Consider the following 11,791-nt stretch of genomic DNA (forward strand, 5'->3'; position numbering starts at 1 on the left):
CCCACGATGCTGCGACCCCCTTCACGCAACAAGCGGTGACCGAACTGTCAGGGGCCCACCGGGGCAAGCCCGCCGAAACCACCCCCGGCCGCGCCGCCCGGATCAATTGGCTCGACGTCATCGACCCTGACCATCAGCCCGTTGTGGTCNTANTCCCAATGCCAACTATCCGCGCCGGTATTGCTGACCGGGCGNATGCTCGGTGCGCCNCCGCCGCCGCTGGCCCCCGGCGGCGGCATCGGCTGCATAGTCTGAGCGACCGACCTGATGTCGGCGGCGCTCTCAGTGTCCTGCCCCCGAAGCTCGGTCGTGGCGGTCTCGGCCTTCTGAACCCCTTCGATGGGCTCCGGCGCCAGCGTCGCCGAGCAGTGCGCGACATTCTCGGCCACCGCGACGGCCACGGCGTTGGCGGCGACATCGATCGGCGAAATACCTTCGATGGGCTCCGGCGCCAGCGTCGCCGAGCAGTGCGCGACATTCTCGGCCACCGCGACGGCCACGGCGTTGGCGGCGACATCGATCGGCGAAATGCCCCCCGCAGGCATCGGCACCGGGCCAGGCTGGGCCGAGCGGCTCACCTCCCCAGCGATCGACTGGGCAGTGCCAGTGACCGCCGCGGGCAACACCTCGATCGGCTTCGCGCCCCCAGATACTGCAGGCATCTACANAACTCCCCTCATGCGGCCATCGTGGGCCATAGTTCAGCTTCCTTCGCGATATGCCTTGCCGTGTAGGCGATCTCGACATAATCCGGTGTCGCGCCGCGCCACCACGACAGCAGCTCCGCGGCGCGGGCCACGTTGTGGAAACACCGCGCATAAGCAGACGGGCCCACGTCGCCGGCCACCCGGCCTGGCCGCTGGCCCGAACTGTCGAGGATCGCCGCGCGCATCGCCAGATCCAGCTCGGTCCACAGCTGCTCCGACACCGGCTCACCATTCTCGATCGCCGTGGCCACCTGGCGAATCGCCGGAGGAACCTGGAAGCCCAGCAGCTCCGAGGCGCGCGAGAGGACCGTGCGCACTGCGGCAACCGTCAACGCCCATAGCTGTGACCGATCGACCACCCCGCCGGTGGTCAGGCGGGCGTACTCGGGGCGGTCGATGGTCTCCAGCCGATGAATACGACTTTCATCCAGCGTCGGTGGTGGTGAGTCGGCCTTGATCCGTGACGTGGTCAACGCGCAATTCTCGATATGCCGTACACCGGCATCCCGCGCCACAGTGGCGTTGCCGCCATAGTCCGTCGACACCGCCAGCGCCCACAACTCGACGTTTGGGTTGCTCGCCATGCACATCTGCCCGTACGCGGTCATCGTCTGGGCTGGGTTGACCCAGCCGAACCAGCGGGCGTGAAAGTCCCTGTCCAAACCAGGATCTGAGAAAACTAGCCGCGCGGAGCTGGGCAGAAATACCCCCGGCGGGATGAACCCGCTGCCCTCATTGCTCACCACCCATGCCTGCGGTCCTGACGGCGTCTTGAACATCCCGACGCACCAGTCGATGCACCCATAAACCCGCGAGGCGTGCATCAGCTCGTAGACCCCCATGCCTGCGGTCCTGACGGCGTCTTGAACATCCCGACGCACCAGTCGATGCACCCATAAACCCGCGAGGCGTGCATCAGCTCGTAGACCAGTTCCGACGCCTTATCGAGCAATGGGTCAGGCGCCCCAGACTGTGCTCCTGCGACCGCGCCGGCCGCTGTGGCGCCGACACCCGAGGCGACCACACCCGGCGGAAGCGCTGTCCCCTGGCCCGGGCTGGGAGGTGGAGCTGGCGGTGGTGCGGGCGGCGGGGCGCCCGCTCCCGCTGGCGCGACCTGCCTGGGCTGCAAATCGGAGTTGAACGGAGGCAGCGGGCCAGCCGGGGCGGCCGCGGGCGGCATCATCGGCGCACCCATCGACCCCATATGCCCGGCCGGAACACTCGCCGCCGACCCTGGCGACGCGACGTGCGCAGGCCCGCCAGCGGCCGACACCGGCGCGGGACCGGCCGAGACCGGTGTGCTCGACGCACCCGTAGTCGAACTCAGGGGCTGCGCCGGAGGAGGAGCAACAGGCGGCGGCAACACCGAGCCCGTACCTAAGCCCGCATTGAACCCGCGGGAGAAGTCAGACGAGGTAGCCGCCCCCGGTGCGCCACCGCCACCCGCAGCTGCAGAGGGAAGACCGCCCGCCGCCGGCGACACAGAAGACGGCAGCGACGACGACAGCCCCGCATTGGAAGACAACGAACTAGGCGACAGACCACCGGTCCCTGCCGACGACAACCCGCTCGCAGACGGCGGCTTGAACCCACTCCCCACCGAGCCTAGCGACGAAGCGCCACCGCTCCCGCCAGAGGACACGGGCGTCATGGGTGGAGTTACTGCGCCCGCAGTCGACGAGCCCCACTCCGGCATCTTCCCCGCTGGATCCCCCTTTGCCGGGTCGACGGAACTCGCCGGCTCACCTTGGGCGCCGTCGCCCGGGGCCCCGGAGCCAGCACCCGGCTCGCCCGGTGCTTTCCCGGGTTCGGACGAACCGGGCGTCTCCCCGGGTTGCGGTTCCGTGCCACCCCCGCCAGGCATCTCGTCAGCCGGGGATTTGGGTGTCTGACCCCATTCGTCGAATTCGCTGGCCGGCGCCTTTGGTGTCGTGCCTCCTGGGCTGCTTGGGTTGTCGAGGGCCTGGACGTTATCCCCGTTGCCGCCGGTTTGGGTGGTGTGATCGGCCGGGCTTATTTGGCCGCCACCAGGCATTTGACTTGAGGGGTTGCCGCCGATGTTGGCGGCTTGCTCTGCGATAGACGCGGCGGTATCAGTCCCTACAGCCAGTGCTTCCCCTTGCGCTGCGGTGATGACGGCTTCTATCGCTGCGTAAATGGCTGCCATGGCCGCACCGGCGCCTAACGGCGATAGGGATGCGGCTTGAAGTTGTTGCTTGAGCCGCTCGATTTCCTCATGTGCTTTGCGGTCGATCTCTTCGAGCCGGCCGCGGGCATGCCAGATCAGCTCAGCTGTTTCTTTGACAGCTTTGGCCATGTCGCCGTAGAGGTCCGAGTGGTTGATCACCGTCTGCGCCGTGCGATACGAGCGCTCACACATCGCGTCGATCATCTGCCCAGAGTTAGAGCCGCCGAGGTCGTCGGCCGCGCGACGGATCGCCGCTGCCGACATACTCAGCTCGGCACTTTTCTTACTCAGCGCGTTCGCGGTATCCGACCATGACTCCGGCGACGTCGACGGCCAGGACCCGCCCAGAATGCGCATTGAGTACGGCCGTGTCGGCATCCCTTGGCCAGCGGCAACTGCTGCTGAAGCCGGCATCAGCTAGTCCCCCTCATCAGCTACCAGCCAGCACCAAGAGCGTCGCAGATTGATTGCGGACCACCGAAGGCAACGAGGCCGTCAGTCCACGCGGCGCCGTCATACGTCCTCTCCGGCCCCGGTTCGATATTGTTCGCAAACAGCCACAAGTCATCGAGGTAGCGCTGCAGGGTGCGCTCAAATCTCGGCTGAACGTTCGGGTGCTCGGCCAAAACTGCATCCGCGCGGCGGACCCAGCTTTCCGTATCGTCGATAAATTTGGGCAGAGCCGCATCCCGCGCGGGAGTCCCTGGTTGCCCGAGGGCGAACCATGCTTTGGCGGTGGTGCTGTACTCACTCATCAGCGGTCCGATAGCTGCGCAGAGTGCGCGGTCGGCCTGCTCAGTGGACGCGGGGCTGGATGACGCGGTTGGGTCTCCAGCGGATGGGGCGGCGCTGTTCGAGTCGTTGCTGCTGGAGCGGGTTGTCAGGGCCACTACCAGCGCGGATGCTGCCAGAACCACGGCGAGGATGATGCCCGCGGCGGCGAGCGCCGTCCGCAGGCGTGCCGGGCGTGGGGGCTGCAACACCGGCGGAGGCGCCGGCGGGCCGTAGCCGGATGAGCCGGGGCCAGGGGGCGGCCCATAGGGGCCACCGTTCGGCGGCGGCACATATGCTTGGGTTTTCCCGCCCGCTGTCATACATCCAGGGTAAACGGCGCCGGTGGTGTCTGGCACCGCCAAATTCGGCCCCGATCCGCTCGGCACCTCCCTCCAGCACGCGATCCGTGGCCTTTCACAGGTTGGCTGTCGAGAGCTAACCCGCGTCTGTAGCGGGCCCCCCGCGGCACCTCAACGAGCCGCTGCGATGGCACGGCATCGCGCCGCCGAAATTGTGCACGGAGGGGCGTGGGCGCTGCGGTAGCGTTCGTGGTGTTCCGGTCGCGCCCCCCGAGGTCGGAACCGGAAGGGCCCGACTCCTCCCACCCTTGGTCGGGCCCTTCCACGCGTTTCTTGCCAACGCTTCTCATAACCGCGCTGAGTTGTACCCTCTCCCGTGCGTACGTCAATCAGCGCTGGGTCGTGGCAAGCTTCGCCCGACCGGGAGTCCAAGAATCGGTTCTGGCTCAGTGCTTTTCGAAGCTAGACCGGCGGATCAGATGTCGGTAATGCTGTAGTGGTCCCAGAACTCTTTGCGGGACAGCATCATTGCCTCGTTAGCAGCGGCGAACAGATCGTTGAGCTTCTTTTCCAACGCCAAGTTGGTCAGCGATGTGCGGGCAGCCTCGTGGATGAACAGTTCGAGGAGCCGCCCGTCGTCACCCAGGGTGAACCGCACATAGCCATCAGGGTCTTCGACCTCGGTGCGTAACGCCCCGAGCTGGGCGATCATCTTGTCGAGACGCTCCAGGGTCGCGGCCTGTTCCGCCTCGGAAAACTTGACCTTTTCCTCGTCGCCGAGGTCATCGAAGCCCACACCGCCCAACACTAGGCGCCGTCCTTCGGTGCGACGGTAGTGATACGGCGGATCAGCGGAGCGCTACTGCGCTGAGGGGCGTCGTCGTTGGGCGGCGGGTCGTCGTCTTTACGGTCCGGTGCGGTTGTCGACACTGCGATCCTGTCAGCGGTCACCTTGCCGGTCACCGATTCTGTGTGTGGACGATCCTTGCCCACAACCTGTTTGGGCTTCGCGTTGCGTTCGTCGGCCCCGCCGCCTTGGCCTGCACCCCCTGGCATGCCGGCCATCGGCATGCCTCCCATTGGCATCATGCCGCCGCCCGGGCCCATCGTGGGGCTCACCGGCGGAGGCAGCGAGCCACCGGTGGGCAAGGTTGGCGGGGTGGGGTTGGGGCCGGTGGAGGGCATCACCGGCGGCGTCGACGGTGCCCCGCCGGAGGCTGGCGAAGTCATGCCACCGCCGCCCCCTCCGCCGCCGAAGCCGCTCATGTCGTCCAGGGGCGCATCGTCTAGGCCCAGGTCCTCGGTGCCGATGTCGTCGAGCTCGGGTTGCATCAACCCCGATAGTCCTTGAGTAGCCGCACCCATCGCCTGTGTTCCGGCCTGAATCAGCGATTCGGGCGCCTTCATCACCGATGACATCGCGCCGCCCAGTAGTCCCCCGGCCGCCCCGAGAACCGTGGGGATCATGCTGGGAAGCATCGAGGCCAGCTGACCGGCCATATCCTGTGACCCGGGCTCTCCCGGCGTCGCTTCGCCCGGCAGACCCGTTCCTTCCCCCGCAGCGGCCGCGGCGGCCGCCTCGTCGGCGGGAACGTCGGGGATACCGTCGCCGTCCAGATCAACCTCACCGGCGGTCGTGGCCTCAGTGCTGGCGTAGTAGCCGCCGAAGCCTTGCGCGGTTTGGGCCTCCATCTGGGCTTTCTGCTCCACCGCGTTGGCCAGCGGCACCGCGTACATGCCGCCGGTCTGCGCGTTAGCCTGCGCCAGCGTCTGTAGCTGGCGGTTCATCGCTTGAAACGCGTCCGGACTCGGAATGTCGCTGCGCGCCTGAGCGACCTCTTGGGCATGGCGATTGGCCTGCTCAGCGACCGTGTCGGCGCGCTGGCCGGAGGTTTCCAACGCATTGGCGTATTTGATCAGGTGCCCGCGCACCACGTCGGTGGCCACCGGGCTATCCCAGCTGTCAGGGAGACTGTCGGCGACCAGCCGTACCGCGGCTGAGGCGTCGCGGGCCGAGCCGGCGACCTGGCGCCATCCCGAAATGAACGCTTCGCCGCTGGCGGGGTCNCCGGAGTGCACCGCATTGGAGATGATCTCGGCGGGGGCGGCGGGGGGTGCGGCCAGCACTGGACGCGCGTCGGGAGGGACCGGCGGCGACGGAGGCGCCCAGCCCGACACGGCGGCGCCCTCACTGGCGGTGTTAAGGCTGGAAATTTTGGTCGCGTTGGCCGCGTCCTTGGCAGTGAAACCCGCTGCCACGTTGGCCAGCTGTTCGGCGGTCGCTGCCAGCCCTGCCGCCTGTTCGACCAGGACGCTGGCCAAGGTGGTGCCCGCAGTGGTGAGCCTGCCCGCAGCGCCCACCGACGCCGGATCGGCGGCCAGCGGNGCTGCCAGCCCTGCCGCCTGTTCGACCAGGACGCTGGCCAAGGTGGTGCCCGCAGTGGTGAGCCTGCCCGCAGCGCCCACCGACGCCGGATCGGCGGCCAGCGGGGGATGCTCGGGGTTAGCTGTCGTCAGATCNGACAGCGCTGCGGTGATCCGNTGCGCTGCCGAGACCAGTCCACTCGGGTCAACAGAAACCATCGGTCTAGAGATTCCTCAGTCGGTCACGGGCGNCGGCCAGGTCCCTTTCGGTGGGGAAATCTGCGTAGCAGACGGGATCGAGCTTGGCGTGCTCCATCTGCTCGCGCAGTGCCACCTGCCCCTGAAGATACGCCACGTCGGCACAGGCCATGATTCGCTGAGCTAACTCGTGCATGTTGTCGCGCATGGCCTTGGGTTCGAGCTGAACGCCCAGGATGGACCCCTTGACGGCAACCCTGACCAGGACCGCATCGTCGGGGGTCCGGGCCAGGAACGCCTGCTCGCTCAGCGGCAGGTTGTCATTGCTGGTCAACTCGGAGGTTTTCTGCGTTGATTTCGTCGCGGGTGACGAAGTTGGCCGCTTCNCGNCGCAACCCGATCGCGGCGCTGCGGTGGGTGTGTTCGTGGTGGAGCAGCGCGGCGTCGCGGTTGACCATCAAGTCCGACACCGCCGACTTGAACTGGTGCATGATCGGNCCGAAGGTGTTGACCGCGGCCAGGATCTCGGCGCTGGCCTCACGGGCGGGCGCGATCTGNTCGGCGACATCGTCGTGCTGGTTGGCGACGGTGCGCATCACCTCAGGGTCGATATGAATCGGGTCGGTCATCTCATAGCTCCTTCGATCTAGATATTGTCGCGATTTTTTGCCGCCGCGTCATACGTCAGCCGCTATCCGATGGGGGTGGGCACCGGTGCGCTGGCCAGCGGCGCCGGGTTCGCCGGNTCGGTGGCCGGGGAGNTCGGTGGGATAGGCACCGGCGCGGGAGCCGGGGTGGGCGCTGGTGCGCCGACCGCGCTGGGATCGAGCCAGCCCANGAAGCCCGGGCTGGAGGCAATCATCGACGCCGGCACAACCTGGCCATCTTGGAGCGCCTTCACCGAGCTCAGCGCGACCGCGTAATGGTCGTTGAACACNGCGAGCATGCCGGCCGACAGGCGCGACGGATCGACCGGAGCGGTCACCGGAGTGCCCGGCGGGGGCAGCTCGAGGTGCTGTTCGCGATAGGCCTCCTCGAGTGGCTTGCCGTCGAGGTGGGCCTTGACNGCCTGGGCCAGCTCTGGNGTGCGTGCATTGGCGGTCGAGCCGTCCGGCAGCGTGATNGCNGTCGGCGGCGGTGGGGGCGGGCCCGGTGCCGCCGGTGGGGCGCCCTCCCCGGGCGTGCCCGCGGGCACCGGCTCNGGCGGAGTGCCCGATTGCGGCGTCGTGGACGGCGGGGTTTCCCCGGGCACTGGCTCGGGTGCGTGGTCGTGGTCGTCCTTACCCTCGTCCTCGTCGAGCTCGTCGTCCTTGTCCTTCTCCGACTCGACGCCGGGGTCGGGTTCCTCACGGCGGGCTTGCTCGCCCAGCTGGGANGCCAGACCGGCCAGCGGCGCAGCGGCTCCGGTGAGAGCATCAAGCGGGCTGCCGCCACCCAANCCGCCACCCGGANGGAAAGCCCCCATCGCGGCCGGCAACGCGGAGGCCAGCCCCGCCAGCGGGTCAGCACCCATCGGACCGCCCATCCCCAAATCCGACAACATCGGATCGGGCATCGGCTCCATCGGCCCCAGCCCCGCATCNGTGAGCGCGGGATCGGCAAGAGCGGGATCGCTGACCGGCGGCGCCGGAGCCGGAGTCGCAGGTCCCGGTTGGGCGTTGGGGTCACTGGGAGTCTCGCCCCCGGTGNCCGGGGAGGCTCCGTCCATGTCGTANAGGGCGGCCAGCGCCGACGCCGCCTTGGCCTGATCCTCAGCAGTCAAAGTCCCCGACTGGAGTACNTCGCCGATCGCGGCGACCTGACTGCGCAAGAACTTCAAGAACGCCTGCTCGCCCGCCGGAGTGTCCAGCGACATCGCCGGGTTGTTGACCGCCTCGACGATCTTCGCCGATCGCGGCGACCTGACTGCGCAAGAACTTCAAGAACGCCTGCTCGCCCGCCGGAGTGTCCAGCGACATCGCCGGGTTGTTGACCGCCTCGACGATCTTCTGCTGGATGTCGTTGAGCTTCTGCTGGCCCTCGGCGGTCGTGGTCCGGGCGCTCAGCATCGCCTCGGTCAACTTGCCCTCAGCCTCGCTGAGTTGGCTGTAGCGGTCNTCGTTGAGCTTCTGCTGGCCCTCGGCGGTCGTGGTCCGGGCGCTCAGCATCGCCTCGGTCAACTTGCCCTCAGCCTCGCTGAGTTGGCTGTAGCGGTCTTTCATCTCGTCGTGCAGCTTGCGTACCGCGTCAGCGGTGCGCCCCGACTGCTGCTCATCGGTCGCCACGCCGGGCTGGCTGCCCGGAGGCGGGCTGGCGGGCCGCTGCTCAGATCCCACGACGTCTCCGTTGGCGTTGTAGTAGGTGCGCTTGCCTGTCGCTGGATCGTCCACGTAGGAGGCGGCTAGCGGCGCGACCTGCTGGCCTTGAGCGTTGACCGGCACATACTGGCCGGCCTCGTTGCGCCGGAACTCCGGGAAGAAGGGTTGACCGGCCTTACCGTCACCACCAAGTAGCGACACCGAGCCATCGTTGTTCATCACGTAGGTGTTGCCGTTATCGCGATAGGCCAACGAGCCATCGGTCGGCACCCGCGTGCCGTCGCTGAAGACGAGATAGCGGTCCGCACTCGGGTCAGAGGTGTTGAACCGCATACCAGGATCGCCATAGGCGGCTTGGGCCTTGTCCAACACCGTGTTCCAGTACGGGTCCGAGGGGCTGATGTTGGGGGCAAACGCTCCCCCGTCGGCGCGCCAACCCGGATCCCAGCCCATACCGACTCCGGCGACCGGCTTGGCATGCCAGGACACCAGCTCATCGAACTTGCGAGCGTCGGTCATCGTAACCTCTTCTGCATCAACAGCATTGACGATGGCGTGCTTGGCGCGGTACTGAAATCAGAAGTGATCACGGGAGATCGTCTCTTCGAGATCGCGCGGCGCTGCAAACGACGGCGGTCGCTGCGGGGTGGAATCACCGCCGAAGACTTTCTTCGCCCGCGTAGCGAGATCCAAGATTTGACTGGCTTGTTGCTGCAACCCAGACTCCACGGCCACATCCTTTCCTCGGGCGGATAACTACGAGCCTAAAGCCGCGCCGATCNGCGAGATCCAAGATTTGACTGGCTTGTTGCTGCAACCCAGACTCCACGGCCACATCCTTTCCTCGGGCGGATAACTACGAGCCTAAAGCCGCGCCGATCCCCCTCCGTGCACGATTTTCCGGGGCTANGTGGCCACCGGNCGGCGCGCGATAAACCCTGGCGGCATCGGCGCGATACGCACCACATCACCGGTCTGAGGGGCGTGCACTACCTGNGTCGACGAGATCGCCAACATGACATGNCCCGGGCCGCGGCCGTCATAGGACGCCTTGGGAAAGATCAGATCACCGGCGCGNACNTCACCAGGAGGCACCGCCACCCCCTGATTNACTTGCGTATAGGTGTCGGGCCCCAGCTGCACGCCGGCTTGACGCCACGCCCACCCCGTGAGCCCCGAGCAGTCAAAGACCGAAGGGCCCTTNGCNCCCCACACATACGGGCGGCCCAGCTTCGACAACGCCGCCTGGACAGCTTGCCCNCCCCTACCAGGAGGGATATCGCGGCCCGTGTCGATCCTGGGCGACGGTCGTCGCCCACCAGATCCGCCACCTCTGGAGCCGCCACCAAACCCGCCGCCGCCCAATGGGATTCCCCCGAATCCCCCACCGCTTTGTGGCATCGACAGGCCCTTCCTGCGCCCACACCGCCGCGCCCGCCGTAGGCCATCGACCGCAGCATCGCCGCCATCTGCGCGTCGCGGGTTTTGTAGGCCTGCACGACTTGTTGTTGTTGGGCGACGCGCTGGCGCAGGGGTCTGCTGCACGATCAGGTGACAGTTTCGGTCACGCGGCCTGACTGGCCGGTGTGGTCATGATTGCTTCGAATTCGATCGGGGTCAACCGCCCGAGGCCGGACTGGCGGCGGCGCCGGTGGTAGGTGCGCTCGATCCAGGTGACGATCGCGATGCGGAGTTGTTCTCGGGTGTCCCAGCGGCGGCGGTCGAGCACGTTCTTCTGCAGCAGGCTAAAGAAGCTCTCCATGGCGGCGTTGTCGCCGGCGGCTCCGACACGGCCCATAGAGCCGACCATCTCGTGTTGATTCAAGGCGTGTACGAATTTCCTTGACCGGAACTGAGATCCGCGATCCGAGTGCAGAATGCACCCCGCGACATCTCCGCGTCGGGCTACCGCGCTGTGTAGTGCCCGGATGGCCAGTTGTGACTTCATTCGGGAGTCGATGCTGTAGCCGACGATCCGGTTGGAGAACACGTCCTTAATCGCACAGAGGTAGAGCTTGCCCTCACCGGTGCGGTGCTCAGTGATGTCACTGAGCCACAACTGATTTGGCCCTTCAGCGGTGAAGTCACGCTCGACAAGATCGTCGTGCACCGGCGGCCCGACTTTGCCGTTCTTGCCGCGTTTCTTACCAAACACGCTCCACAGTCGATTCTGCGAGCAGATCCGCCATGCGGTGCGCTCGGCCATCGGCTCGCCGGCATCGCGCGCCTCCTCCACGAGGTAGCGGTAGCCGAACTCCGGATCGTCTGCGTGCGCGTCGAACAGCGCATTGGCGCGGTAGGCCTCGATGAGTTCGGCCTCGGTGATGGGGTCGGCCAGCCAGCGGTAATACGGTTGGCGGGAGAGCTTGAGTACCCGGCACGTCACCGCGACGGGGATCCCGTCGGCGGCGAGCTCTTTCACGAGCGGGTAGACCCTTTTCCCGGCAGATTGGCCTGCGATAAATACGCTGCGGCCCGGCGCAGCACCTCGTTCTCTTGCTCTAGCAGTTTGATCCGCCGTCGGGCTTCGCGCAGCTCACCGGACTCGCTGGCGCTCTTGCCGGGCTTGGTGCCTTCGTCGATGTCGGCCTGACGGAGCCATTTCTGCAGCGTCATCGGGTGCACTCCGAAATCGGTGGCGATCTGCTCGATCGTTACACCGTCATCGCGGTTGCGAGCGACCCGGACGACGTCGTCGCGGAACTCGCGGGGGTAGGGCCTTGCCATGGGGACATCCTTCCAGCCCGCCCATGCTGGGCAAGCCAACTCAGATGTCACCTATTCGTGCAGCAGACCCCAGGGCGACCAGGAGTGCTTTCTGGCCGGCGGGGGTGTTGGTGAACGGGGCCAGACCGTTGGTGTCGGCGGCGGCGCCGTTGACCACTCCGCCGGAGCTGGTGCGTCCGGTGCGGTCGGTGCGGGCGGCCTCGTCGAGCTGGGTGCTCAGCGCCCGGTCGTTGCCGG

General features: G+C 67.1%; 10 protein-coding genes and 2 pseudogenes. 1 reads left to right on the forward strand and 11 read right to left on the reverse strand.

The features are described 5' to 3' along the window. Positions 1–676: 676 nt before the first annotated feature. On the reverse strand, positions 677–1,549 hold the full coding sequence (locus H7I57_RS31020) for an EspK C-terminal domain-containing protein (protein ID WP_264028376.1): 873 nt from the start codon (positions 1,547–1,549) through the stop codon (positions 677–679). Positions 1,550–2,910: 1,361 nt separating this feature from the next. On the opposite strand from H7I57_RS31020, the gene H7I57_RS31025 reads away from it, so the two are divergent. Beyond that, complete coding sequence (locus tag H7I57_RS31025) at positions 2,911–3,210, forward strand: hypothetical protein (RefSeq protein WP_264028378.1); 300 nt, start codon at positions 2,911–2,913, stop codon at positions 3,208–3,210. A gap of 119 nt (positions 3,211–3,329) precedes the next feature. Here the strand turns inward: H7I57_RS31025 and H7I57_RS31030 are convergent, their stop codons facing one another. The 10 genes and pseudogenes from H7I57_RS31030 to H7I57_RS31075 form a co-directional block, all read right to left on the reverse strand. Then, positions 3,330–3,650: a hypothetical protein gene (locus H7I57_RS31030; protein WP_264028379.1), complete on the reverse strand. Its 321-nt coding sequence runs from the start codon at positions 3,648–3,650 to the stop codon at positions 3,330–3,332. Between the two features lie 793 nt (positions 3,651–4,443). Beyond that, a complete protein-coding gene (locus H7I57_RS31035; protein WP_236694330.1) occupies positions 4,444–4,764 on the reverse strand; it encodes a hypothetical protein in 321 nt (106 codons plus the stop codon). A gap of 11 nt (positions 4,765–4,775) precedes the next feature. Next, positions 4,776–6,551: a PPE domain-containing protein gene (locus tag H7I57_RS31040; protein ID WP_264028381.1), complete on the reverse strand. Its 1,776-nt coding sequence runs from the start codon at positions 6,549–6,551 to the stop codon at positions 4,776–4,778. A gap of 4 nt (positions 6,552–6,555) precedes the next feature. Then, a complete protein-coding gene (locus tag H7I57_RS31045) occupies positions 6,556–6,864 on the reverse strand; it encodes a DUF2694 family protein (RefSeq protein WP_264028382.1) in 309 nt (102 codons plus the stop codon). Continuing rightward, positions 6,851–7,159: a type VII secretion target gene (locus H7I57_RS31050; protein ID WP_264028383.1), complete on the reverse strand. Its 309-nt coding sequence runs from the start codon at positions 7,157–7,159 to the stop codon at positions 6,851–6,853. Before H7I57_RS31050 ends, H7I57_RS31045 begins: the two co-directional genes overlap by 14 nt. A gap of 1,122 nt (positions 7,160–8,281) precedes the next feature. Then, positions 8,282–9,346 (reverse strand): DUF4226 domain-containing protein, encoded by a 1,065-nt coding sequence (locus H7I57_RS31055; RefSeq protein WP_264028384.1) that lies wholly within the window; start codon positions 9,344–9,346, stop codon positions 8,282–8,284. A gap of 57 nt (positions 9,347–9,403) precedes the next feature. After that, complete coding sequence (locus tag H7I57_RS31060) at positions 9,404–9,556, reverse strand: hypothetical protein (RefSeq protein WP_264028385.1); 153 nt, start codon at positions 9,554–9,556, stop codon at positions 9,404–9,406. Positions 9,557–9,733: 177 nt separating this feature from the next. Then, positions 9,734–10,359, reverse strand: a pseudogene (locus tag H7I57_RS31065) (C40 family peptidase); the annotation flags it as partial. A 32-nt stretch (positions 10,360–10,391) separates the two neighbouring features. Further along, a protein-coding gene (locus H7I57_RS31070; protein ID WP_099156389.1) for an IS3 family transposase occupies positions 10,392–11,554 on the reverse strand; the annotation gives its coding sequence in 2 pieces (ribosomal slippage) (positions 10,392–11,267 and positions 11,270–11,554; 1,161 coding nt in all). A 40-nt stretch (positions 11,555–11,594) separates the two neighbouring features. Next, positions 11,595–11,791, reverse strand: a pseudogene (locus tag H7I57_RS31075) (hypothetical protein); the annotation flags it as partial.

This window comes from Mycolicibacterium pyrenivorans (genome assembly GCF_025821625.1).
Classification (GTDB): domain Bacteria; phylum Actinomycetota; class Actinomycetes; order Mycobacteriales; family Mycobacteriaceae; genus Mycobacterium; species Mycobacterium pyrenivorans.

What these genes read in the sequence shown, in the direction of transcription:
- H7I57_RS31020 (WP_264028376.1), bottom strand. Translation starts at nt 1,549, where the DNA reads ATGGGGGTCTACGAGCTGATGCACGCCTCGCGGGTTTATGGGTGCATC.
- H7I57_RS31030 (WP_264028379.1), bottom strand. Translation starts at nt 3,650, where the DNA reads ATGAGTGAGTACAGCACCACCGCCAAAGCATGGTTCGCCCTCGGGCAA.